The organism is Pseudomonas salicis, from assembly GCF_057128705.1.
This window is the reverse complement of sequence record NZ_JBSKHU010000002.1, coordinates 539830-562579: the sequence shown is the minus strand read 5'-3', so window position 1 is coordinate 562579 and position 22750 is coordinate 539830. Positions and strand designations below refer to the sequence as shown.

General features: G+C 59.5%; 23 protein-coding genes. 13 read left to right on the top strand and 10 right to left on the bottom strand.

The features are described 5' to 3' along the window. Positions 1–75: 75 nt before the first annotated feature. Positions 76–315 carry a hypothetical protein gene (locus ACWKWE_RS08820; protein ID WP_166596572.1) on the top strand — a complete coding sequence of 80 codons (240 nt, stop codon included), beginning with the start codon at positions 76–78 and terminating at the stop codon, positions 313–315. On the opposite strand, the gene ACWKWE_RS08815 is transcribed toward ACWKWE_RS08820, so the two are convergent. The 7 genes from ACWKWE_RS08815 to bglX all read right to left on the bottom strand — a co-directional run bounded on the left by ACWKWE_RS08815 (position 316) and on the right by bglX (position 9736). Then, the gene (locus tag ACWKWE_RS08815) at positions 316–939 is read right to left on the bottom strand and encodes a flavin reductase family protein (RefSeq protein ID WP_483850292.1); all 624 of its coding nucleotides are present in this window, start codon (positions 937–939) and stop codon (positions 316–318) included. 184 nt (positions 940–1123) lie between these two features. Further along, a complete protein-coding gene (locus ACWKWE_RS08810) occupies positions 1124–1606 on the bottom strand; it encodes a hypothetical protein (RefSeq protein WP_166596574.1) in 483 nt (160 codons plus the stop codon). A 422-nt stretch (positions 1607–2028) separates the two neighbouring features. Continuing rightward, positions 2029–2415: a hypothetical protein gene (locus ACWKWE_RS08805; protein WP_166596575.1), complete on the bottom strand. Its 387-nt coding sequence runs from the start codon at positions 2413–2415 to the stop codon at positions 2029–2031. A gap of 238 nt (positions 2416–2653) precedes the next feature. Then, positions 2654–3976 carry an MFS transporter gene (locus tag ACWKWE_RS08800; protein ID WP_341962424.1) on the bottom strand — a complete coding sequence of 441 codons (1323 nt, stop codon included), beginning with the start codon at positions 3974–3976 and terminating at the stop codon, positions 2654–2656. A gap of 205 nt (positions 3977–4181) precedes the next feature. After that, complete coding sequence (locus tag ACWKWE_RS08795; RefSeq protein ID WP_166596577.1) at positions 4182–5528, bottom strand: sigma-54-dependent transcriptional regulator; 1347 nt, start codon at positions 5526–5528, stop codon at positions 4182–4184. After that, complete coding sequence (locus tag ACWKWE_RS08790; protein WP_483850291.1) at positions 5522–7279, bottom strand: sensor histidine kinase; 1758 nt, start codon at positions 7277–7279, stop codon at positions 5522–5524. The genes ACWKWE_RS08795 and ACWKWE_RS08790 overlap by 7 nt, the downstream gene beginning before the upstream one ends. Before the next feature lie 156 nt (positions 7280–7435). Further along, a complete protein-coding gene (gene bglX, locus ACWKWE_RS08785; protein ID WP_166596579.1) occupies positions 7436–9736 on the bottom strand; it encodes a beta-glucosidase BglX in 2301 nt (766 codons plus the stop codon). Between the two features lie 281 nt (positions 9737–10017). On the opposite strand from bglX, the gene ACWKWE_RS08780 reads away from it, so the two are divergent. The 4 genes from ACWKWE_RS08780 to ACWKWE_RS08765 all read left to right on the top strand — a co-directional run bounded on the left by ACWKWE_RS08780 (position 10018) and on the right by ACWKWE_RS08765 (position 13360). Beyond that, positions 10018–10641 (top strand): LemA family protein, encoded by a 624-nt coding sequence (locus ACWKWE_RS08780; protein WP_166596580.1) that lies wholly within the window; start codon positions 10018–10020, stop codon positions 10639–10641. Beyond that, positions 10641–11390 carry a TPM domain-containing protein gene (locus ACWKWE_RS08775; RefSeq protein ID WP_166596581.1) on the top strand — a complete coding sequence of 250 codons (750 nt, stop codon included), beginning with the start codon at positions 10641–10643 and terminating at the stop codon, positions 11388–11390. Before ACWKWE_RS08780 ends, ACWKWE_RS08775 begins: the two co-directional genes overlap by 1 nt. 27 nt (positions 11391–11417) lie before the next feature. Beyond that, a complete protein-coding gene (locus ACWKWE_RS08770; protein ID WP_483850290.1) occupies positions 11418–12035 on the top strand; it encodes a TPM domain-containing protein in 618 nt (205 codons plus the stop codon). A 107-nt stretch (positions 12036–12142) separates the two neighbouring features. Then, positions 12143–13360 (top strand): class I SAM-dependent methyltransferase, encoded by a 1218-nt coding sequence (locus ACWKWE_RS08765; RefSeq protein WP_483850289.1) that lies wholly within the window; start codon positions 12143–12145, stop codon positions 13358–13360. Here ACWKWE_RS08765 and ACWKWE_RS08760 read toward each other — a convergent pair. Next, positions 13357–14256 (bottom strand): DMT family transporter, encoded by a 900-nt coding sequence (locus ACWKWE_RS08760; protein WP_166596584.1) that lies wholly within the window; start codon positions 14254–14256, stop codon positions 13357–13359. The genes ACWKWE_RS08765 and ACWKWE_RS08760 overlap by 4 nt on opposite strands. Positions 14257–14871: 615 nt before the next feature. Here ACWKWE_RS08760 and ACWKWE_RS08755 point away from each other — a divergent pair. The 3 genes from ACWKWE_RS08755 (at position 14872) to ACWKWE_RS08745 (ending at position 16170) form a co-directional block, all read left to right on the top strand. Then, positions 14872–15105: a DUF4160 domain-containing protein gene (locus ACWKWE_RS08755; RefSeq protein WP_166596585.1), complete on the top strand. Its 234-nt coding sequence runs from the start codon at positions 14872–14874 to the stop codon at positions 15103–15105. Beyond that, complete coding sequence (locus ACWKWE_RS08750) at positions 15083–15544, top strand: DUF2442 domain-containing protein (protein ID WP_483850288.1); 462 nt, start codon at positions 15083–15085, stop codon at positions 15542–15544. The genes ACWKWE_RS08755 and ACWKWE_RS08750 overlap by 23 nt, the downstream gene beginning before the upstream one ends. 233 nt (positions 15545–15777) lie before the next feature. Continuing rightward, positions 15778–16170, top strand: a complete 393-nt coding sequence (locus tag ACWKWE_RS08745) for a type II toxin-antitoxin system PemK/MazF family toxin (protein WP_166596587.1) — start codon at positions 15778–15780, stop codon at positions 16168–16170. Positions 16171–16189: 19 nt separating this feature from the next. On the opposite strand, the gene ACWKWE_RS08740 is transcribed toward ACWKWE_RS08745, so the two are convergent. Next, a complete protein-coding gene (locus ACWKWE_RS08740; RefSeq protein ID WP_483850287.1) occupies positions 16190–17221 on the bottom strand; it encodes a DUF4917 family protein in 1032 nt (343 codons plus the stop codon). 198 nt (positions 17222–17419) lie between these two features. Here ACWKWE_RS08740 and ACWKWE_RS08735 point away from each other — a divergent pair, with 198 nt between their 5' ends. The 5 genes from ACWKWE_RS08735 (at position 17420) to ACWKWE_RS08715 (ending at position 21515) form a co-directional block, all read left to right on the top strand. Then, positions 17420–17647 carry a hypothetical protein gene (locus tag ACWKWE_RS08735; RefSeq protein WP_483850486.1) on the top strand — a complete coding sequence of 76 codons (228 nt, stop codon included), beginning with the start codon at positions 17420–17422 and terminating at the stop codon, positions 17645–17647. Positions 17648–17697: 50 nt separating this feature from the next. Beyond that, positions 17698–17934 (top strand): DUF2188 domain-containing protein, encoded by a 237-nt coding sequence (locus ACWKWE_RS08730; protein WP_483850286.1) that lies wholly within the window; start codon positions 17698–17700, stop codon positions 17932–17934. A gap of 236 nt (positions 17935–18170) precedes the next feature. Beyond that, positions 18171–18740, top strand: coding sequence for a TonB-dependent receptor plug domain-containing protein (locus ACWKWE_RS08725; RefSeq protein WP_483850285.1), 570 nt, complete (start codon positions 18171–18173; stop codon positions 18738–18740). Continuing rightward, positions 18707–20464: a TonB-dependent receptor gene (locus ACWKWE_RS08720; RefSeq protein ID WP_483850284.1), complete on the top strand. Its 1758-nt coding sequence runs from the start codon at positions 18707–18709 to the stop codon at positions 20462–20464. The genes ACWKWE_RS08725 and ACWKWE_RS08720 overlap by 34 nt, the downstream gene beginning before the upstream one ends. Before the next feature lie 151 nt (positions 20465–20615). Next, positions 20616–21515 (top strand): LysR family transcriptional regulator, encoded by a 900-nt coding sequence (locus tag ACWKWE_RS08715; protein ID WP_166596153.1) that lies wholly within the window; start codon positions 20616–20618, stop codon positions 21513–21515. A 3-nt stretch (positions 21516–21518) separates the two neighbouring features. Here ACWKWE_RS08715 and ACWKWE_RS08710 read toward each other — a convergent pair whose 3' ends face one another. Beyond that, a complete protein-coding gene (locus tag ACWKWE_RS08710) occupies positions 21519–22736 on the bottom strand; it encodes a YbfB/YjiJ family MFS transporter (RefSeq protein WP_483850283.1) in 1218 nt (405 codons plus the stop codon). Positions 22737–22750: the final 14 nt, after the last annotated feature.

The window sequence follows — 22750 nt, the reverse complement described above, 5'->3', positions numbered from 1 at the left end:
ATTTGCCCTGCGCAGATTCCAATCCAAACGTTTAAAATCCTCGCCTTTCCCTTTTCAAGGCAGGACTTTCCTCCCATGGCACGCAAAGAATTTCAGCATCACGAAGCCGTTTCAGCCGCCGTTCCGGGCGAGGGTGGCTATAGCGCCGCGATTGCGGTGAAGGGATTGGGCGCGGGCGGTGCACCGACGTTTCATCGCGTGTTGGACGAGCAGAAATTCAAGACCGCACTGGCTGCCGATCAAGCCGCTGTCGAAGAACTGGAGCGGCTGATCGACGTGACGTCCGAAGGCGAACTGATGTTCGCGCAGGATTGATCAGGCTTTTGGCCGGTACATCTTGAACAGCGACTCCGGGCCCAGCTGGAAATAATCCGCAGGGCCACCCCCACGCAAGATCGGCTCCCCGGCCAGCGTGTCGTACACACCGTCTTTCAGCAGTCGCTTGGCGATGTGAATCGCCACCACCTCTCCCAGAATCAACCAGCTCGGCACCACTTCCTTGTCGGCCCGCTGCAGCTGGATGATCTGCGTCACTTTGCATTCGAACGCCACCGGCGTCTCTTTCACGCGAGGCACCGAAACAATGCGCGAAGGCTCGGCGGTCAGGTTTGCCAATTCGAATTCGTTGACGTCTGACGGCACCGGCGCGCAGCTCTGATTCATCTGCTCGGCGAGCGGGCGAGTCGCCAGGTTCCAGACGAATTCGCCGGTCTGTTCGATGTTGTTCAGGCTGTCCTTGCGACCGATGCTGCAGAAACCAACGATCGGCGGCACGTAATTGAACGCGTTGAAAAAACTGTAGGGGGCGAGGTTGAGTTTGCCTGCTGCGTCTTGCGACGAGATCCAGCCGATAGGGCGCGGACCGACAATGGCATTGAACGGGTCGTGGCGCAGGCCGTGGCCGTTCGCGGGTTCGTAGAAGTGAATCTCGTCTGACATGGCGAAGTCCTGAGGAGTAATGAGGCCGGGACAGGGTGGCAGCCAGCCCTATGAGTCGAGGCGTCATAGTGCAAGGCATTGAATCGGGACGCCATCCCCAGGCGGATCGCAGGCAAAAAAAAGCCCGACATCAGTCGGGCTACAAAGGGAGTTCGGGAGGTGGAACGTAAACGTGAATCCGGTATCAGCTGACGCGGTTGGCGCCTACGCGGTCGGCACCATCAGAGGCCAGGCGGTTGGCACCCACGTGGTCCGAACCATCGGCAGCCTGACGGTTATTGCCGACGCGGTCAGCGCCATCAGAGGCGAGGCGGTTGGCACCTACGTGGTCGGAACCGTCGGCAGCCTGGCGGTTATTGCCGACGCGGTCAGCACCGTCAGAAGCGAGGCGGTTGGCACCCACGTGGTCGGAACCGTCGGCAGCCTGGCGATTGTTGCCTACGCGGTCAGCACCGTCGGAGGCCAGACGATTTGCGCCGATATGGTCAGCACCATCGGACGCTTGGCGATAAGTACCGGTGTGCGACGCATTAGTGTGAGAAGAGCCGCCTTCAGCCACAACAGTACCGCTGACAATTGCGTGTTGATCAGAAGAAACAGGCAGAGCAAATGCGCTCGATGCCAGAATGGAAAGACTAAGGCCAAAAATAAGGTTCGAAGTTTTCATGATGTTGACTCCAGATGTAAGTTCAAATTTTCTTTAACTTGGGTATGGAGTCAATTCTACGCGCGCCTGCATTAAGTAGAAGTTAACAAGCTTGCTAACGACCATCGCCAAAAATGATAGTAGGGCGCAGCGCCCGGTTTTAAAGCGCTCCAGCGGTTTCTGATCCGTGATGGGGCAATTTCTGTCGAAACAGACAGATTTGACTCTTGACTGATATTGGTTTTCGTGAGTCGGTTTTTTCCGTAGGTGGGCTTGCGTTATTCGTCGACATTCACGAGGTTTATGTCTGCAGCACGCGGGCCGCAACAAGAAATGACCTCAGCCGAAGAAGAAGGCCCTGACTACGCGGGTTTGAGGGAAATTGAGCGAGCTGAAAAAATCAAGCCCGGCGAGAGCCGGGCTGGTAGGGAACTGCCTTTTGATCAGCTCAGGCGATTTGCACCTACGTGATCAGCGCCATCAGCGGCCAGACGATTTGCACCAACATGGTCAGCGCCGTCAGCAGCAACGCGGTTGGCACCAACATGGTCCGCGCCATCGGTCGCAACGCGGTTGGCACCTACACGGTCAGCACCGTCGGAGGCAACGCGGTTGGCACCTACACGGTCAGCACCGTCGGAGGCAACGCGGTTGGCGCCTACGCGGTCAGCACCGTCGGAGGCAACGCGGCCGATGTTAGTGTGAGAAGAACCGTTTTCAGCGACAACAGGTGCGTTCACTTGTTGGTGTGCATCCACAGTTGGAAGTGCAAAAGCGCTTGAAGCCAGAAGAGAGAAAGCGAGGCCGAAGATCAGTTTATTAGTTTTCATGGTAGTTGCTCCAGATCGATTCAATGCAGTGGTAACTCGGTATGGAGCTAACTTTACTCGGCTCAGGATTAATAAAAAGTTAATAGCGTTAGTACCGATCATCGCTGAAATTGATATTGGAAAAAGCCGTTGATGTTTCAGCCACTTAGCTGCCTTGGCAGTGAAAAAAAGGGGCGACCACTCGCGTAGTCGCCCCTGATTTTTCTGCTTGACTGGGCAGATTGCGGACCTCAGCCCGTCAGTCCGTCTCGATCCGCGAGTGTTTGCGGGTGTCTTTCATGAACACGTACACCAGCAGCGAGCAGGCGATACAGGCTGTGACGTACCAGTAGTAACCGGTCTCCATGCCGATGCTCTTGAACCATAGCGCGATGTATTCGGCAGTGCCGCCAAAGATCGACACGGTCAGCGCGTAAGGCAGGCCCACGCCCAGCGCCCGGATCTCGGTGGGGAACAGCTCGGCTTTCACCACGGCGTTGATCGAGGTGTAGCCGCTGACAATGATCAGCGCCGCCATGATCAGGAAGAACGCGCCCCACCAGGTCTGAATGGTGTGCAGGGTGCTGAGGATCGGCACGGTGCACAGTGTGCCGAGCACACCGAAGGCGATGAGGATCGGGCGACGGCCTATCTTGTCAGACAGCGCGCCGATCACCGGTTGCAGCACCATGAACAGGAACAGCGTGGCCGCCGAGATGGTGGTCGAATCGGTGATACTCATACCGACCGTGTTCACCAGGTATTTCTGCATGTAGGTGGTGTAGGTGTAGAAGGCGAGCGTGCCGCCCATGGTCAGGCCGACCACGGTCATCAGCTCTTTCGGATGACGCATCAGCGTGCGCATCAGGCTCTCTTTTGGCGCTTCCTTCTTCTGAGTGAAGGACTCGGTTTCTTCCATGCCGCGACGCAGGAACAGCGCGACCACGGCACACAGCGCGCCGATGGCGAACGGAATACGCCAGCCCCATGCGTTCAACTGCTCGGTGGTGAGGGTCTGTTGCAGCACGATCAGCACGCCCAGCGCGATGAGCTGACCGGAGATCAGCGTCACGTACTGGAAGCTGGAGTAGAAGCCGCGGCTTTTCTTGGTTGCCATCTCGCTGAGATAGGTGGCCGAAGTGCCGTATTCGCCGCCGACCGAGAGGCCTTGCAGCAATCGGGCGAGCACCAGAAGGATGGGGGCGCCGACGCCGATGGTTTCATAGCCGGGCGTCAAGGCAATGATCAGCGAGCCGAAGCACATCAGCAGCACCGAGGCCATTAGCGCTGCTTTGCGGCCTTTGCGGTCTGCGTAGAGGCCCATCAGCCAGCCGCCGATCGGTCGCATCAAGAAGCCGACGGCGAAGATCGCAGCCGTGTTGAGCAATTGCGCGGTGGTGTCGCCCTTGGGGAAGAAGACTTTGGCGAAATAAAGGGAAAAAGCAGCGTAGACGTACCAGTCATACCACTCGACCATGTTGCCGACCGAACCGCTGAAAATGGATTTCAGGCGACTTCCGGTGGTTTTTTCGGCAGCAGGTGCGGCGGTGGCGCCGTTTGAGGCAGTGTTGGGGATAGCCATGGGTTTTCCTGCAAGTCATTGTTTTTAGAGGGAGCGCAGTGATGCGGTCTGGCGACAGTGATAGCAGGAGGTGTGCCAAGGCTCTGAAGGCCCGGTTTAGAGGGGGAGGCAGGGTTGCGGTGAGCGGAAATCCGCTTATTGCTTATCCGGACATGCGCGGAAACTTGCCGATAGAGAGGCCGTAGCTGCACGGCAAGCCGGACTGCTACAGAGGGGAGGCGTTGTCGGTGAGGAAATCCTCCCGCACCAACCCATGGCGCTGCATCTTTTCGTTCAGGGTGCGGCGGGGCAGTTGCAGTTCATTCAGCACGGCCTTGATATCGCCTTTGTGCCGACTCAAGGCCGAGCGCAAACAATGGGCTTCAAACGCTTCTTGTTGGTCCACCAGCGACTGACCCACTGGCAAATCAACGGACGCCGGATTCTCCAGCCCCAGCACCTGCCGCTCCGCCGCGTTGGCAAGCTCACGCACGTTGCCCGGCCAGTCGTGGCTCAGCAGATGGCTCAACTGGCCACCACTCAAGGTCGGCACGGGGCGGCTCAGTCTTTCTGCCGATTGCCGAGAGAAATGGCCGAATAGCAGCGGAATGTCCTCGCGTCTTTCGCGCAGCGGCGGCAGACGGAGTTCGGCAATGTTCAGGCGATACGCCAGGTCTTCGCGAAAACGCCCGGCACGCGCCTCGTCCAACAGGTCCGGTTTGGTCGCCGCAATGATCCGCAAATCAACCTCGATGCTCTGGTTCGAACCGAGCCGCTCAAGACGCCGGTCCTGAATCACCCGCAGCAATTTCACCTGTTGAGCGAGGGGCATGCTTTCGATTTCGTCGAGGAACAGCGTGCCGCCGTCGGCGTATTCCAGCTTGCCGATGCGCTTGCCCTGAGCACCTGTGAAGGCGCCGCTTTCGTGACCGAACAGCTCGGCTTCGAACAACTGCTCGGGAATAGCCGCGCAATTGACCGCCACGAACGGTTTCTTCGCCCGGGGCCCGAAATCATGCAGGCAGCGAGCGACCATTTCCTTGCCACTGCCGGTTTCGCCGCGGATCAACACGTTGACCGGGAGCTGGGCCAGATCCTGCACCTGCCGTCGTAAGGTCTGCATCGTGGGTGACAGGCCCAGCAGCGTAGCGTCGAGCCGCGTTCGGGTGTCAGCCTGTTCATGCAGGCGGCGGTTTTCCAGGACCAGGGCGCGTTTCTCCAATGCACGACGCAGGCTGCTCAGCAGCGTTTCGGGGGTGAAGGGCTTTTCCAGAAAGTCGTACGCGCCATCGCGCATGGCCTCGACCGCCATCGGCACGTCGCCATGACCGGTCAGCAGAATCACGGGCAGGTCGGCATCACGGGTCTGCAATTCAGCGAGCAATTGCAGACCCCCCATGCCGGGCATCCGCACGTCGCTCAGAATCACGCCTGGAAAATGCGCGGGCAACGTGGCGAGGCAATCTTCGGCGCGGCTGAACAGCTGCACGTCGAATCCGGACAACGACAACCATTGTTCGACGGCCTCGCGGATGGGCGCCTCGTCATCGACCACAATCACCGAGTTCAACATGCGGGTTCGGCCTCCGGGGCCTGCGTGAGGGAAAAGGAGAACTGTGCGCCATTGTCGCGGTTTTCGGCGCACAGGCGACCGCCGAGCTCGTGCACGATGGCGTATGACACAGCCAGGCCCAGACCAAGGCCATCGCCGACCGGTTTGGTGGTGAAGAACGGGTCGAAAATGTTCGCCAGATGCTCATCGGCAATCCCGCCGCCGCTGTCGGAAACGGACAGATGCCAATGGCCATTGTCGCCTTCGATGCGGATTTCCAGACGCTTGAGCGGTTTATCGCTCATGGCGTCCAGCGCGTTGCGCAGCAGATTGATCAGCACCTGTTCCAGGCGGATCGCGTCGCCGCGCACCCAGGCCGGGCGGGTCATGTCCAGTACGCAACTGACGCGTTCCTCACGAATGCGCGCATCCAGCAACAGCATCGCCTGATCAACCACGCACGCCAAGTCCACCCGTTCGCGCAGTCCGCTGGGACTTTTGCGGGCGAAGGTCTTGAGATGGCCCGTGAGGGCGGCCATGCGCATCAATTGCTGGTCGAGCGGGGCGAGCGCCTTGTAAGCGTCATCGACCCTGCCGTGGTCGAGCAACAGACGCAGCGTCGCCAGCTGCATGCGTTGCGCGGTGAGGGGCTGATTGATTTCGTGAGCCAGCGCGGCCGACATCTGGCCCAGCGCCGCCAGTTTGGTCGATTGCACCAGACCGTCCTGCGCGGTGTGCAGGTCGCGGGTGCGTTCGTCCACCAGTTGCTCCAGCTCTTCGCGGCTGCGTTGCCGAAGACGGGCAAGGCGCCAGCGTTGATAGAGGAACAGCCCAAGGAACACCAACGTCAGCCAGATGCCCGCAGCGGCCAGCGCAGCGTTGCGGACGTCTTCGGTCGCGGGTTGGGGTTTGCGCAGCAGGTGCAGAGTCCAGCCTTCGGGCTGCAGCGGCAGGGATTGCCAGAGGAAATCCTCCGCGCCATGGGGGCCGACGATCCGGCTTAAGTGGCTGTTGTCGTTGAACTCACGCAGGGGCTCATGGATAAGGGGCGACAGCGGCTGTTTGTCGTACTGGCGCGTGCGGGTCAATTCGGCGCGGTCCCGCTCGGACAGCGGTCGAAGCGCGCGATAGCGCCAGCCTGGCTGATTGGCGATAAACACGATGCCTTTGGCGTCGCTGACCAACAGCAGATCGTCGCCTTGCGCCCAGGTGTGTTCAAGGTCCGGGAACTCAAGTTTGACGACCATTGCACCGATGAACTGCCCTTCATCGTCGTAGACGGCACTCGACAAGAAATAACCTGGAATGCCGCTGGTCACACCCACGGCGTAGAAACGCCCGACGCCATTGGCTTTGGTCTGGGTGAAGTAGGGACGAAAGCCATAATTGTGGCCGACGTAGCTGCTGGGTAGCCGCCAGTTACTGGCGCCGATGGCCAAGCCGTTGCGGTCGAGCAGCTCCAGCGTGGAGGATTGTGCCGCGCCGTTGATCTGTTCCAGCTTGAGGTTGAGGGTCTGAGTGGTTTCAGGGCTGACCGGGCCTTTGAGCGCATCACGCAGTTGCGGGTCCAGCGCCAGAACGGCGGGCAGGGCGCGATAGCGTTCGATCAGGGTTTGCAGGGTGTTGGCGTAAAGCGACAGCTGGCCTTGCGCCCGTGCGGCGTCGTCTTCCAGTGAGTGGCGTTGCGCCTGATGCATGGCCAGCGTCGCGGCAATGACTGCGCCTGCGAGAATCAGGATGGTCGATAAGAGAAGACGGGCGGAGCGAGGCATAGCGAAGGGCCTGTCTACCTGAATGGGTTGACGCGTCGGGGCTGTTAACGCCGGACCCTGTGGGAGCGAATTCATTCGCGAAGCTCAGTTTCAAGCAATGCTGCTGCATCGTCTGAAACACACAATCGCAAATAAATTCGCTCCTACAGAACGGGTCTATTGCAGGGTGAAAGTGGTCTCTTTCACGTCTTCGGAGTCAAGACCGATCATTAGCTTGAAGTCACCTGCCTCAGCCGCGTATTTCAGCGACGGGTTGAAGAACTTCAAGTCTTCCTCGGTCAGCGTGAAGCTCACGGCTTTTTCTTCGCCCGGCTTCAGCATGATCTTCTGGAAGTTCTTCAGCTCTTTCACCGGACGGCTCAACGACGCTGCCACGTCACGCAGGTACAGCTGAACCACGGTTTCGCCCGCGACCTTGCCGGTATTCTTCACCTGAACCGTGGCGGTCAGCTTGTCTTTGCGGGTCATCTTGTTGATCGACAGCACGATGTCCGAAACGCTGAACTGGGTGTAGCTCAGACCGTAACCGAACGGGAACAGCGGGCTGGTCGGCTCTTCGAAGTAGTTCGACGTGTAGTTCGAATCGTTCGGGCGATACGGACGGCCGGTGTTCAGGTGGTTGTAGTACGCAGGGACCTGACCCACGGAACGCGGGAACGTCATCGGCAGTTTGCCCGACGGGTTGTAATCGCCGAACAGCACGTCTGCCAGCGCGTTACCGCCTTCGGTGCCGAGGAACCAGCTCTCGACCATCGCATCAGCCTGTTTGTTTTCTTCACCCAGCGCCAGTGGACGGCCATTCATCAGCACGATAACCAGCGGTTTGCCGGTAGCCTTGAGCGCTTTGATCAGGTCGCGTTGACGGCCCGGGAGCACCAGATCGACACGGCTGGCGGCCTCGTGGGACATGTTGCGGGACTCACCGACCATGGCAACCACCACATCTGACTGCTGAGCGACCTTGACCGCTTCATCGATCATGTCCTGCTCGGGACGGCCGTCGATGTGAATCTGGTCGTCCATTTTGTCCAGGTAAGCGATGGCTTCCTGATTGTCCGTGACATTGGTACCCGGTGCGTAAAGCAGCTTGGCCTTGTCGCCGACGGCATTGGCCAGACCGTCGTAAGCGCTGACGGTCTGACGGGCCAGGCCCGCAGCCGACCAGCTGCCGAGCATGTCCAGCGAGCTTTTCGCCAGTGGGCCGACCACGGCGATCGTGCCTTGTTTCTTGAGGGGCAGGGTGCCGTTGTCGTTCTTCAGCAGGACCACGCTGCGGCGCGCAACGTCACGAGCCTCGGCGCGATGCAGGCGGTTTTCGGCATCGCGGTCGGCCGGGTCGTCGACTGCGGCGCCAATGCGCAGGTACGGGTTGGCGAACAGGCCCATTTCCCATTTCGCGCCGAGGACTTCACGCACGGCGTTGTCGACTTCCTGAACCGACACTTCGCCGCTCTTCACCAGCGCGGGCAATTCTTCGCCGTACGCCTTGTCGTTCATGCTCAGGTCGACGCCAGCCTTGATCGCCAGCTTCGCGGCTTCGCGGAAATCCTTGGCGACGCCGTGATCGATCAGTTCCTTGATGGCGCCGTGGTCGCTGACGGTCACACCTTTGAAACCCCAGTCCTTGCGCAGCACGTCTTGCAGCAGCCATGCGTTGGCGGTGGAGGGCACGCCGTTGATCGAGTTCAGCGCGACCATCACGCCACCGGCGCCCGCATCAATCGCGGCGCGGTACGGCGGCAGGTAGTCTTGTTGCATGCGCACCGGGCTCATGTCCACGGTGTTGTAGTCGCGGCCGCCTTCGACCGCGCCGTACAACGCGAAGTGTTTGACCGCCGCCATGATGCTGTTCGGCGCCTGGGTGCTGGTGCCCTGGAAGGCGCGGGTCATGGTGGCCGAGAGGCGCGAGACCAGATAGGTGTCTTCGCCGAAGCCTTCTGAACTGCGGCCCCAACGGGCGTCACGGGTGATGTCGACCATGGGCGCGAAGGTCATGTCCACGCCATCGGCGGCGGCTTCAATAGCCGAAACGCGACCGGCTCGGGTCACGGCGTCCATGTCCCAGGTCGATGCCAATCCCAGGCTGATCGGGAAAATGGTGCGCTGGCCGTGGACCACGTCGAAGGCGAAGAACATCGGGATTTTCGTGCGGCTGTGAATCACTGCGGCATCTTGCATCGCGCGGTTGTCTGGCAGTACCACGGAGTTGAACGTCCCGCCGATCCGGCCCGCCGCGATTTCCTTGACGATTTCCGACTTCGGCATTTCCGGCCCGATGCTGATGAGGCGCAATTGGCCGATCTTCTCGTCCAGCGTCATCTGCTTCATCAGGTTGGCGATGAACGCATTCTTGGCTTGCAGCGTGGAGGCATTACTGGCGGGTTTGACGGCGGTTTCAGCCCAGGCGGACTGACTGGCCAGACCGATGACAAGACTCAGTAAACACAGCTTATTCATGAATGATTTTCTCAAGGCGTGGACCGGCAACTCGCGCGAAATACCGGGTGGCCTTTGTTTTGGAGTGAAACCTTTGGTTTTTATTGTCATCAGGACGAGGCGGTCGCTGAACTCCTGGCGCATCAGGGCATCAGTAGCGCAGCGAGTTTTATCCGATTGCAGCCCGGCAATCCAGAGCCTGACGACGTAATGGGCCAAGATTATGCCGGGGATCGTCTGATTTGGCTAAAGTCATGTCTGACGGGACGACCAATGAAGGCATACCAAGGAGCGCGCAGGCCATGCAAATCGAGCGTTATGGGCACATTAGGGGCAGTCGTTACAATTTGTCACTGGCATTGCTGATGCTGCTGAGCACCCTGCTGGCGGGGTGTGGCATCAACAACATTCCGACCTACGACGAACAGGTCAAATCGGCCTGGGCGCAAGTGCAGAACCAGTACCAGCGTCGAGCTGATCTGATTCCCAACCTGGTGGAGACCGTGAAGGGCTACGCCAAGCAGGAGCAGGACACCCTGACCGCGGTGATCGAGGCACGGGCCAAGGCGACGTCGATTCAGGTGGATGCCAGCACGTTGAATGATCCGGCCAAACTCAAGCAGTTCCAGGACGCCCAAGGTCAGCTCACCGGCGCGTTAAGCCGGTTGATGGTGGTCTCCGAGCGCTATCCGGACCTGAAATCCAACCAGAACTTCCTCTCATTGCAGTCGCAGCTCGAAGGCACGGAAAACCGCATTGCTGTGGCCCGTCGTGATTTCATCGCTGCCGTCGAGAAATACAACACGGAAATTCGCACCTTCCCCGGTCGCATCTGGCATTCGGTGATGTACAGCGATTTGCCGATTCGTCCCAACTTCGAAGCCACTGCCGCGGACGCCGACAAGGCCCCGCAAGTGAAATTCTGATGCAGTGGGTGCGGCGGGGCGTCGCGGTCGCATTACTGGCAATGCTGGTGGGTGTGTTCGCCCAGCAGAGCGTCGCCGAGATCAAGTTTCCACCGTTGAGCGGCCGCGTGGTCGACACGGCGGACATGATCGACAACCCCGGCAGAGAGCATCTGTCCCAGATGCTGCGGGCGCACGAAGAGTTGACCACCGAGCAGGTCGTGGTGGTCACGGTGCCCAATCTCCAAGGCAGCACGATCGAGGACTATGGCTATCAGCTCGGCCGCTACTGGGGCATCGGCCAGCAGGGCAAGGACAACGGCGCGCTGCTGATCGTCGCCAAGGAAGAGCGCAAGGTGCGGATCGAGGTCGGGTACGGCCTGGAAGATCGTCTGACCGATGCGCAGTCGTCGGTGATCATCAATCAGATCATCACGCCGGCATTCAAGCAGGGTGATTTTGTCGGCGGCATCAACAAAGGCACGGAGGCCATCGTTCAGGTGCTGGGCGGTGATCCGCTCGCTGAGCCGGTGGTGGGCGCGACGGGCGGGGATGACGTGACCGACTGGCGCATGAGCCTGCTGTTCTTCGTGCTGTTCGTGGCGGCGGCGTATATCAGCATCCGTTGGGGCGGGGGCATTGGATTCATCGGTTCGGGCGGTTCAGGCGGCTTCGGATCGGGGGGCTCAAGTTCTCGTGGCTCGGGCTCCGGCGGCATGAGCGGAGGTGGTGGCAGTTTTGGTGGGGGCGGCGCCTCCGGTGGCTGGTAGTCGATGGCTCTTTATAAGGCATGACCCATGGCATTACTGACGGAAGACGAGCAACGGCAAGTCGCCAAGGCGATTGAGGCGGTCGAGCGCGACACGGATGCTGAACTGGTAACGGTGCTGGCGGCCAGTGCTGACGATTACGCGTATGCCCCGTTGATTTGGGCGGGGCTGGTCGCGTTATTGCTGCCAGGTTTGATCAATTTTTATCCAAGCTGGCTTAACGCCAACGAGCTGCTGTTGACCCAGATTGCTACCTTCATCGTGGTCGCATTGCTGTGCCGATTGCCCGCTATCAGCACGCGACTGGTCCCGGTGTCGGTTCGGCATTGGCGTGCGGGCAGCCTGGCCCGGCGGCAGTTTCTGGAGCAGAACCTTCATGCGACGCTCAACGGCACCGGGGTCTTGATCTTCGTCAGCGAGGCCGAGCGCTACGTCGAGATCATTGTGGACGACGGGATCGCCCGGCACGTGGACGACATGGTCTGGCGGTCGATGGTCGACGTGTTTACGCGGCAAGTCAGCGAGGGCCGGATTCTCGACGGGTTTTTGGGGTGCATACGGTCCTGCGGTGAGGTGTTGAGCGATCAGGTGCCGGTGACGCAGGCGCGCAATGAATTGCCGAATCGGTTAGTGGTGCTGGAGTAGCCTGATCCGATCTGCGGGCATGAGGTGGTAAATATTTATATCCACCTCAACCCCGTACCCGCCTAAAATGACGGCCTTGCATTTTTCGCTTCCCGAGGCTTCACCCGATGTCCGCTACTGCCCCCGCCGTCTTGTCTGCGCAGGATCACCGCGCCCAGTTCCTGAGCCTGCTCGACACCTGCCTGACGCAGAACTCGCTGATCAAGCTGGTGCTGGCCAAGTATGTCGGCAGCGAGGCCGATCTGCAGCGGATCATCATCAAGCCGACCACGATCAAGGATCAGCCATGCCTGTCCTTCGTCTATCGATACAAGACCCGCGACATCACCAAGAATCACCCTCTGACTGAAGCCCAGGCACTGATCGCCAATCTGCTGCCCGAGGCCTTCAAGAACGCGCATTTGCTGTCGCTGACTGACGAAGTGCAGCTGGAATTCAGCAAGAAAGGCAAAAGTACGCTGTTTCGCAACACGTCCCGGCAGCAGCGTGAAGCGCCCTCCGCCGAGCACGATCGCGAGAAGAAGCGCTATCTGGAGTTGAGCCGTCCGTTCCTCACCGACTTGGGTGTCACCAATAAACAGCATGAGCTGATTCCGGCCATGTCGCGCAAATGGAAGCAGATCAACAAATTCATCGAGGTGTTTTCCCACGCCCTGACGACGTCGCCCATCTCACTCGACAAGCCGGTGACGGTGGCTGACTTCGGTTCAGGGAAGGGCTATCTGACGTTCGCCATTCACGATTACCTGCGCAATACCTTGCAATCGCAAGGCGAGGTGACTGGCGTCGAACTGCGTGAAGACATGGTCACCTTGTGCAACAACGCCGCCGCACGCCTTGAGCATCCAGGGCTGGTCTTCAAATGCGGTGACGTGCGTTCGGTCGTGCCCGGAAAGCTGGACGTGATGATCGCGCTGCATGCCTGCGATATCGCCACCGATTATGCGATTCATACGGGTATTCGCTCCGGTGCGTCGATCATCATGTGTTCGCCGTGTTGCCACAAACAGATCCGGCTGCAGATCCAGAGCCCAAGCCTGCTCAAGCCGATGCTGCAATACGGTTTGCACATGGGCCAGCAGGCGGAAATGGTGACCGACGCCTTACGGGCGCTGTTGCTGGAAGCCTGCGGCTATGAGACCAAGGTATTCGAGTTCATTTCGCTGGAACACACCAACAAGAACAAGATGATTCTGGCGGTTAAACGCGCGACGCCAGCGGACCCTGTCGAGTTGCTGGCGAAGATTCAGGAATTGAAGGCGTTCTACAACATTCAGGAGCAGTGCCTGGAGACGTTGCTCCAGGCAGATGGCCTGCTCGACTAGACCCGAGTGGCGACCACGGGTTTTGGCGCGATGACGGCGGTCTTGCGTCCGATGGCCAATGTCACGACGACGCCAGCGGCAAAGAACCATGTTATCGGGTCGATGTGCTCACCGAAAAACAGCGCTGAAAAGGCCATGGTGAAGAACAGCTGCACCAGCTGGATCTGACTCACCCGTGCAATCCCGCCCATTGCCAACCCGGCATACCAGGCGAAGAAACCGATGAACTGCGAGAACAGCGATACGTAACCGAATGCCCACCAGGTGCCCATGGAAATGGCCCCTTGGTGCTGAGACGCCAGGTAGCCGACAGGGATGATCAGCACCGGGATTGAAATCACCAGCGCCCAGCAGATGACCTGCCATCCGCCCATCTGCTTGGCCAGTCGACCGCCCTCGGCATAACCCAGTCCCCCCACTGCCACAGCGCCGACCATCAACAGATCCCCGGCTTGCAGATTCCCGGCGCCGCTGATCAGCGCGTAGCCCAACACCAACACGCTGCCCATCGCCGCACAGATCCAGAATGCACGGGAAGGGCGTTCATGGGACAGCCACGCTGCGTAGATGGCGACCAGCAACGGTTGCAGCCCGTTGACCAACGCGCCGTGGGAAGCTGGCAACGTCTTCATCGCCCATGCCGACAGGACCGGGAAGCCGATGATCACACCCAGCGCGACGACCAGCAGTGCCTTGAATTGCGCGAAGGTCGGCAGCTTTTCCCGCCGCCACAGCAAAAGGGCGGCTGCCGGGATCGCCGCGACGAGCGCTCGGCCCAGGCCGTTGAGCAGTGGGTGGATTTCCTGAACGACGATGCGGGTCATGGGCAGGGTAAGGCTGAAAATCACCACCCCGACCAATCCGAGGATCATGCCGGTGTTTTCGCGAGAAGACATGCTGAATCGTGCCTTGTTGTTATAAGTGAAAAGAAGGCATTCATTCAGCCACAGATCGCACGTTTTTCCCCTTAACAGCTGGCGACAGAATCAACCGTACACTTTGATTTCAGGGGGGAAGCGCCGTTTGTGGGGATTTTTTCAACGGCCCGCTTCCGAGCATGAATCTTGGTGCAGAAATTGAATGCCATCTTCCTGCAACAGTTTGAGGGTCAAATTGCTGCCATAGAAAACCAGCCAGGAGAGCCATCGTGTCGGTCATCGGAAAGTGGGCGTTGCAAGGTGTCGTAGTGTTCGTGTTCGCATGGATGGCGACCGTAGCGGCTCAATGGTCAGGTAGCATCGTCAAATCGACGAGTAGCGACCGCCTTGCGGCGCTCAGCAGTGTTCGGTTATCGACCGAATCAGTGGCCGCCAGCGTTGGGAGGAAGGCTCATGGTAATGCCGTCGTCGTGGGGACGTTGTCGGAAAGTAACGAGTAAGCGTGCGCGTTTGGGAAGATTGGGAGCGGAGTGATTTGAGCGGTGAATGACCGGACCTTTTAAGGTCCGGTTTTTGTTTGCGAAGCAATCTCGCGTTTGCGATAGGGAAAAAATTTCTCTAGTATCCGCCGTCATGGCTACTGTACAAACCGACCGTAACTGGAAGATCAAGATTTATCCGGACGACCACGCCCCGCCGCATTTTCACGTGCAGACGCCGGATGGCGAGTCGCTAGTACAGATCGATGGCTTGAGAGTGCTCGGTAAAGGTGCCGAACCCAAAGCGCTGAAAGCTGCATTGATGTGGGCTCGGAGTCATACCGCCGAGTTATGGCGAGTCTGGTATGAGCAAAACCGGAGAACCTGATATGCCAAGCAAATTACGTATTGCTGCCGTCCGACCTGTTACAGGCAAACAATTACTTACCGTCGACTGGAACAACGGTAAGCGTCACACCATCGACTTGTCGGCGTTCCTGGATCAGTTTCCTGCTATGGCAGCGCTGAAGAACCCCGAGCGATTCGACCAGGTCGCAGTGGGTGAGTGGGGATTTGATGTCACATGGGGAGATGACCTTGAACTGGCTGCATCGACGCTGCATCGCCTGGCGCTCGAACAATCCGGTGAAGTGATGCCCACCCGCGATTTCAAGCATTGGATGGCAAAGAACAACCTGTCGCTCTCCGCAGCAGCGGTCGAGCTGGGCTTTACCCGCCGAACCATTACCGCTTACAGCAGCGGTGCGGCACTGATTCCCAAGCACGTTGCATTGGCATGCAGAGGATGGGAATACGAGCATCGCTGAAGGTGGCGATGTAAGAGATAGCTACCGACGCGAGTGGGATGATTCTGAGTTTTTGCCCGAGCCTTGAAACGCTGCATTCAGCTGCTCATAATTCGTTCGTCATCAGCGAAAGCTGAAAGGAGTCTGGATCTCTCTACGGAGATTGATCCAGCGGCGCAGCTAGGGCGATGCAAGTTCTGCTGCGTGTCGATAAAAGCCGCCTACGGGCGGCTTTGCTTTAACTGGAGAAAAGGATGCCTCTGTATTACCTGCCCAAACAGGGCGACGTGCTGGTGTGCGATTTTACGAGGGGGTTTGTGCCCCCTGAAATGGTCAAAGTCCGAAAGGTCGTTGTGGTCTCTCAGGCGAATAGGCATCGTCGTCGGCTTTGCACGGTTGTTCCCATATCTGCGACATCTCCGGAGACAGAGTTCGATTGGCACCATCTCCTGCGAGAGAATCCGATTGTTTCGGACGGCACCAAGCGGTTATGGGTGAAGTGCGACATGATTTACACCGTCAGCTTTGATCGGCTTGATAAGGTCCACCGGAAGACACGTAGAGGAAGAGAGTATTACGTCCCACGATTGAGTCGAAATGATCTGGAAGCAGTCATCGGCGGGGTCAAGGCCTATCTTCCGTTATGAGGGAGGCCAGCCAAATGGATCACCCCTTCTTCAACTCCACCGTTCCCTTCAACCGAGCCACCGGCACCGACAATTCCGGTTTCCCCAGTGGATGGCTCGTTGCATCAAAAAACTTCAATTCAATGTTCTGCCCTTCGAACAGCGCGCTGTAATGCCGCTTGCGGTGCTGAATGAACGCTTCACTGCGGGGCAGCACGGAGATGGCGAGGGTTTTCGGTCTCGCTTGCAGGATGGCATTGAGGATGTGCCGATCCTGTTTGCCCAGCGAATGGCCGAAGATGCACAGGGCTCCCTGATGTTGCGCCAGTTGCGCGTGGCAGTAGGACAGGTAATCCGAGCCGCGGATGATCTTCATCTTGTCTTCGCTACGGCCTTCGCAGACGAACAGGGGCACATCGTCCAGCGCGTTGACGGCGAAACTGCCCAGCAGCGTGCTTTCCGAGGACTGCAATTTCCGCGCGGTGCCATCGAAGTTTTTCACCAGATGCATCCCGCCGTGCAGGTAGAGGATGCGGGTGGCGTGGCTGTCGGTTCGGTGAAGGTTGAATTCGGCGTCTTCGTCGAACAGGTCGTCGAACGGCTGGGCGCCGTGCATCACCGCCCAGTAGGCCAATAGATCGTAGTTGGTCGAGTAGACGGTGGTGTACTGGCTCAGGGTCTGGCTGATGTGAGCGATGGTAGAGGGCTCCATCAAACGCCACGGGATGTGCGCCGAGCGGATGCCGTGGATCAGCGCTTCCTTGATCGCGAAATAGCGATTGCGAGGTGATGACGAGCCAATGGTCAGGGCCGCGTTCACCCGCATTGCGACCTTGAGACCACTGAGCACCGGTTCGAAGTTGTCGGTCTCCATCGATTTGAACAGCGCCAGTTCGGTGGGACTCAGGGGCTTGTTCCGGGTCGTCTGGGCCAGTTCGAACAACGAGTCATAGGCGAAGTTTTTCCACACGGCCAGACTGGCGCCGTTGCCCAGCAGCAATCCTGTGCAGGGATGGTCTGTCTGCAGCTGGCTCCAGTCGGCCAGTTCGGCATCAAAATCGGTGAATTCCATCGTCTCGCTTCGCTGTCAGGTGAGCAGGTGCTGACCGGGGTCAGAACGGAGTGGACTTATAGGAACACAGGCCGGGCTTGTCAACGGCGCATCCCTCCGACCTTCCCTCAACCCACCGCTCGGCAGAAAGTTCGAACCCGCCCAACCTCGGCGTCTCTAACCCCATGAACCCCACATCCGGTTCGCTGAGAGGTGCACATGACAACCGATCCAGTGAATACCCCCGCCGCGCAAAGCCCCGGCCCCAACCCCAATCCTATGGAAAAGGCCCGTGGCAGCGAGGCCGAACGACAGGCGCACGAGTTCGAGCGGGTTGAAAACACAGACGATAAAAAGCGCGATACCCCTCCACCCCAAACCTGGAAACATCCGGACGACGGGAAAAGCCTGTCTGAAAAAGACGAAGAAATCCCGTTGAAACCCTGAATCGCTGGTTGATCACTCAACAACACTCTCTGAACGAGAGGGAGGTTCCCATGCAAAGCACGGTACTCAAAACGCATCTCAACGGTTACGACGTCATCAACGTCAACAACGGGCCGTGGCGGGTTTGCACCCATCACGATCGGCTTGGCTCATTCGATACGCGCGAGGAGGCCATGGCCTACGCGGCCTCGTTGCCTGTGTACAAAGAAAGGTCTGCGCCGAGTCCCGACGCGGATGACATGACCGAGAAGAAAGGGGCGGGAGCGGAGGGAGAGACGAAGCACTAAGTCGGCCTGCACATCGGGAGCCCCTCGACAGTCGGGCTCCACCTTTGAGGCTTTCACGCAAAGCCTGCAAACAGGCTTTCAATGGAGACGATAGCCCATAGACGAAATGTAATGCTTTGTATCAACCCCCCCATCCCACGCATCTCCATTACAAATCCCTGAAAATCCGCCGAGCCTCGGTTGATAGACTTTCGCTGTTGTGAATACGATTTATTATCTTTCATGAAGGCCGACCGATGTCCTCCCCAACAAAACTCAATCTCCAGCGTAGCGTCAGCCTGTCGCTTGCGTCTTCCCGTTCTCCCACCTTGGCGCCCTTGATGGGCCTGGCGACGTTCATGGCGTTGCCGATGTCGAGCTGGGCGGCGGGGCAGGATCAGGCCGCCAGCCCGACAGCGGGGGATTTGACTCTGCCGGCGACCCGCATCGACAGCCAGTCCGATGCGCCGTATAACGCCGCGAAACTCAGTTCGTCCAAGTCGACCGAGCCGTTGCTGGACACGCCGCAAAGCGTCACGGTGGTCTCGTCACAGGTGCTTAAAGAGCAGAACGCCCAGAGCCTGAAAGACGCGCTGCGCAATGTGCCGGGGATTACGTTCAACTCCGGTGAAGGCGGCGGCGGGGTGGGGGACAGCCTGACCATTCGCGGTTTCAATGCCGACGGCAACATCTACCGCGACGGCGTGCGCGACCCGGCCAAATATTCGCGTAACGTTTCTTCAACACTGAATCCGTGGAAGTCCTCAAAGGCTCCAGCTCGGCAGGATGGGGCGTGGGCGCGACAGGCGGGGCGGTCAATCTGGTGACCAAGACGCCCGTACTTGACGACTTCAACCACGTCAGCGCAGGCGTCGGCACGGCGGATTACCGTCGCGGCTCGTTGGATGTCAATCACACTCTGGACGGCCTGGGCGAAGGGGCTGCGTTTCGCCTGAACATCATGGGCAACAATTCCGGCGTCGATGGCCGTGACTGGGTCAGCGACGAGCGTTACGGCTTTGCGCCCTCGTTGGCGTTGGGACTGGGCACCGACACGCGGTTCACCGTCGGTTACGAATACATCCACGACAACAGCAACCCGGACTACGGCATTCCCACCGTCAACGGCACCAACGGCAGCAGTCCGAGCCGTGCCGGGGGCGCGAGCTGGAACAGTTACTGGGGCTGGCGCAATCTGAACTACGAAGACAACGAGTCCCATCGCCTGAACATGAAGTTCGCCCATGACTTCAACGATGCGCTGAGCGTGGACACTCAGTTCACCTATTTCCACCTGGACCACGATTATTTCATCACCACGCCGGGTGGTGACACGACTGCGGGCGCGCCTGGCATACAGGCAGGCAATGGCATCTTCCGTCGTAACGTCAACACGCCGGGTCGCAGTCAGACCAACGAGACCTACAGCAATCAGACCAATCTGACCTGGAAGGTCGACACCTTTGGCATCGGCCACACGCTGGTCGGCGGGTTCGACCTGAGCAAGCAGACGCTGGATTCGAAAACCGGCGCTCTGACGGCGGCCGACCGCGCCCGTATGGGCAGTCTGCCGGTGGCCAGCAACGACTGGTCGCGTTATCCGTTCAGCGCCAATACCTACACCTCGGCCAAGCAGTCAGTGGAGCAAACGGACAAGGCGTTCTATGTCCTCGACACGCTCAAGTTCAACGACAACTGGCAACTGCATCTGGCGGCACGTCAGGATCACTTCGACACCCGCGTGACGGACAACGAAAGCCGCGCCAGCCAGACCGCAGCATTCACCGACCTGGGCCATTCCGATCAGTCGGAAAAACTCACCAGCGTGCACACGGCGCTGGTCTACAAACCGGTGCACAACGGCAGCTTCTACATCAGCTACGCCAACGCCAAACAACCCTCCGGCGTGCTGGCCGTGGCGCAGACTGGCAGCATCGCGTCGACCAAGGGCGATCGCGGCAAGACCTACGAACTGGGTACCAAGTGGGAGCTGTACGACGGCGCGCTGGAACTGACGGGCGACGTGTTTGAGACCAAGCGTCAACTGACGTTCATCGATGACGATGAGGGTACTGCGTTCACTGGCGGCGAAGAACGGGTGCGCGGTCTGGAGCTGTCCGGCACCGGCAACATCACCCGCAACTGGTCGGTGTACGGCGGCTACATTCACGAGAACAGCAAGCTGGTCAAAGGCTACAACGGTTCGGAAGAAGGGCTGGAACTGGCCAACACCCCGCAAAACGCGCTCAACCTCTGGACGACGTACAAACTGCCGCTGGACCTGTCGGTCAGCTACGGCGTGCGCTATGTCGATGAGGTAAAAATCTACCGTGGCCAAGGCGCTGTGCTGACCCGCAACGGCGAGACAACTGTGCCGGACTACGTGGTGCACGACGCGATGGTCAGTTGGCAGGCCACCCGCGATCTCGATGTGCGGATGAACGTCAACAACCTGTTCGACAAACACTACTGGTCCACCTACAACGGCCGCGGCTACGGCGTGCCGGGCGCGGGACGCGGGCTGATGGTGAGCGCCGATTACTCGTTCTGATCACGGCGAGGCAACGGCGCGGGCGTTTGACCGGTACTCCCCGATGGGTCAAACGTCCGCGTTTTCTTGTCAGCGAGGTTCATCCCGCATAATCTCGAAAACAAATGGCCCAGCGGCCAGGTTCGTACTAATCGAGATAGCAGGTGAGCATGTGGACGTGATTGATCTGAAGGTCGTCGACGCCGTCGCCCGGCATGGCAGCATGAACAAGGCGGCGGTGGAGTTGAACACGGTGCAATCGAATGTCTCGTCGAGAATACGCTCGCTGGAAGACGAACTCGGCGTTTCGCTGTTTCAGCGCAGCGCCAAGGGCGTTCAGATCACCCCGGCAGGGCGCCGTGTTTTGCCCTATGCCGCCAGGCTTGCCAAGTTGCTGTCCGACGCGTCGGCCGCCGCCCGGGACGACGGAAAGCCCACCGGCGTGTTGGAAATCGGCACGCTGGAAACCACCCTTGCACTTCGTCTGCCATTGCTCATCGCGCGCTTCGCCAAGGCCTGGCCTGACGTTCGCCCTGTGGTGCGCACCGGAACGACCAGCAGCCTGATTCAGGACGTTGTCGACTGCAAGCTCGAAGGCGCGTTCGTGGCCGGGCCGGTCAGCCACCCCGAATTGCAGGCCGACACTGTGTTCAATGAGGAACTGGTACTGGTGACCTCCCGCGCGGTTCGCACGCTTGAGGGCGTCGCCGCTATCTCGCATTTGAAAACGGTGGTGTTCCGCGTGGGGTGCTCTTATCGCCAACGGTTGGATGGGCTGTTGGCGAGCCTGGGCATGGTCGCGCCGGAGCCGCTGGAGTTCGGATCGATCGATGCGATCATCGCCTGCGTGTCAGCGGGGGTAGGGATCACGCTGCTTCCAAGAGGGGTGGTCGCCCACGCATGGCAGGAAGGTCTGGTCGCGGTTCACGAAATCCCGCCCGCCTTTGCGCAGGTCGAGACTGTGTTTGTGCGACGTCTCGATGGCCACTTTTCCAGCGCGCTGGCGACCTTTCTCGACAGCGTGCACACAGAAGGGCAGGCGCGAGGGTCGAACATTCGGCAGCTCGCGTGATGCTTAACGAGCGGTTTCAACCGGGCTGCGCGCTGTCACGATGTCGATCAGGAACGCCAGTGCTATGGCCCCTGTACCGATCACGAACAGCAACGCGTAGTTGCTGCCGCTGTAGGTGAACAGGTACGAAAAACCGTACGCCGCGACAGCCTGAAACAGGGCAAACCCCACCGTTGCAGTGCGCCACGCTGCAGCTTGCTGAGCCGGATGGTGTGCGAGCAATTCGTGCACGCGGCCCAATACCAATGGCACCGTCCCGGTGACGAAAGCGCCGACCACGACACTCGACGCCATCAGCCAGGGTGTGCCGAGCCCCAGCGCGGGAATGCACACGCACACGCCTTCCAGAATGAACGACAGGCGCAGCGCCAGACCGAAGCCTACCCGGTCCGCCAACACGCCGGCGAGCAAAGGCCCGAGGGTCGCGCCAATGCCGAACAGCACCCAATATTGCGCGCCCACTTCGAGCCCTTTGTTCAGGCCATGGGCAATGAATGCCACCAGAAAAATCATGTGCGGCACCCAGCCCGCCGCGTTCAGCGCGTATTCGGCGTACAAGGCTTTGAGTGTGGTGTTCTTCGATTGGCCAGGGTGATGAGTGGCGTTGGCGGGCGTCACTTCGTGCGTCGGCCAACCTTTCCAGGCGAGCGCCGTGAACACCAGACAAATCAGGCCCAGCCCCAGCCACGTCTGCTTCAAGCCTTGCTGCAGCAAGAGCGGCACGAGTGTGCCCGTCGCTGCAATACCGACACCGACGCCCATGAAGATGATCCCACCCGCCAGCCCTCTCTTGGCGGGTGAAACATGGGCCAAGACGGCGGGCGCGGCCAACACCATCAGCGCCCCGCCGGAAATCCCCGACAGCAGACGCCAAACAAAGAACCACACGTAGGAAACCGGAAAAGCACAGGCCAGAAACGCAACACTGGCGAGTAGCATCATGGCCCTGAGCGTGAAGGTTGTGGACGATTTGTCTGCCATTACCCGACCTGTCAGCGCGCCGATCAAATAACCCGCAAGATTGGCGGCGCCCAGATAGGCGGCCTTGGACGCATCGAACCAGCCCGCATCAATGATGGCGGGCAACAGAGGTGTATAGGCGAAGCGCGCCAGACCGATCCCGACCAGCGTCGCGAGAAACCCCGCCGCGATCTTCCATCCGGTGTTATGGGAACGATCTTGAGCCGTTTCAGCTTGGGAGGGAGCGTGAGCCTTTTCCATCTTCGTCGCCTGTT

Bases quoted from the DNA above. Each gene is read 5' to 3' on its own strand.
- ACWKWE_RS08820 (WP_166596572.1), top strand. From the start codon at position 76: ATGGCACGCAAAGAATTTCAGCATCACGAAGCCGTTTCAGCCGCCGTT.
- ACWKWE_RS08815 (WP_483850292.1), bottom strand. From the start codon at position 939: ATGTCAGACGAGATTCACTTCTACGAACCCGCGAACGGCCACGGCCTG.
- ACWKWE_RS08810 (WP_166596574.1), bottom strand. From the start codon at position 1,606: ATGAAAACTTCGAACCTTATTTTTGGCCTTAGTCTTTCCATTCTGGCA.
- ACWKWE_RS08805 (WP_166596575.1), bottom strand. From the start codon at position 2,415: ATGAAAACTAATAAACTGATCTTCGGCCTCGCTTTCTCTCTTCTGGCT.
- ACWKWE_RS08800 (WP_341962424.1), bottom strand. From the start codon at position 3,976: ATGGCTATCCCCAACACTGCCTCAAACGGCGCCACCGCCGCACCTGCT.
- ACWKWE_RS08795 (WP_166596577.1), bottom strand. From the start codon at position 5,528: ATGTTGAACTCGGTGATTGTGGTCGATGACGAGGCGCCCATCCGCGAG.
- ACWKWE_RS08790 (WP_483850291.1), bottom strand. From the start codon at position 7,279: ATGCCTCGCTCCGCCCGTCTTCTCTTATCGACCATCCTGATTCTCGCA.
- bglX (WP_166596579.1), bottom strand. From the start codon at position 9,736: ATGAATAAGCTGTGTTTACTGAGTCTTGTCATCGGTCTGGCCAGTCAG.
- ACWKWE_RS08780 (WP_166596580.1), top strand. From the start codon at position 10,018: ATGCAAATCGAGCGTTATGGGCACATTAGGGGCAGTCGTTACAATTTG.
- ACWKWE_RS08775 (WP_166596581.1), top strand. From the start codon at position 10,641: ATGCAGTGGGTGCGGCGGGGCGTCGCGGTCGCATTACTGGCAATGCTG.
- ACWKWE_RS08770 (WP_483850290.1), top strand. From the start codon at position 11,418: ATGGCATTACTGACGGAAGACGAGCAACGGCAAGTCGCCAAGGCGATT.
- ACWKWE_RS08765 (WP_483850289.1), top strand. From the start codon at position 12,143: ATGTCCGCTACTGCCCCCGCCGTCTTGTCTGCGCAGGATCACCGCGCC.
- ACWKWE_RS08760 (WP_166596584.1), bottom strand. From the start codon at position 14,256: ATGTCTTCTCGCGAAAACACCGGCATGATCCTCGGATTGGTCGGGGTG.
- ACWKWE_RS08755 (WP_166596585.1), top strand. From the start codon at position 14,872: ATGGCTACTGTACAAACCGACCGTAACTGGAAGATCAAGATTTATCCG.
- ACWKWE_RS08750 (WP_483850288.1), top strand. From the start codon at position 15,083: ATGAGCAAAACCGGAGAACCTGATATGCCAAGCAAATTACGTATTGCT.
- ACWKWE_RS08745 (WP_166596587.1), top strand. From the start codon at position 15,778: ATGCCTCTGTATTACCTGCCCAAACAGGGCGACGTGCTGGTGTGCGAT.
- ACWKWE_RS08740 (WP_483850287.1), bottom strand. From the start codon at position 17,221: ATGGAATTCACCGATTTTGATGCCGAACTGGCCGACTGGAGCCAGCTG.
- ACWKWE_RS08735 (WP_483850486.1), top strand. From the start codon at position 17,420: ATGACAACCGATCCAGTGAATACCCCCGCCGCGCAAAGCCCCGGCCCC.
- ACWKWE_RS08730 (WP_483850286.1), top strand. From the start codon at position 17,698: ATGCAAAGCACGGTACTCAAAACGCATCTCAACGGTTACGACGTCATC.
- ACWKWE_RS08725 (WP_483850285.1), top strand. From the start codon at position 18,171: ATGTCCTCCCCAACAAAACTCAATCTCCAGCGTAGCGTCAGCCTGTCG.
- ACWKWE_RS08710 (WP_483850283.1), bottom strand. From the start codon at position 22,736: ATGGAAAAGGCTCACGCTCCCTCCCAAGCTGAAACGGCTCAAGATCGT.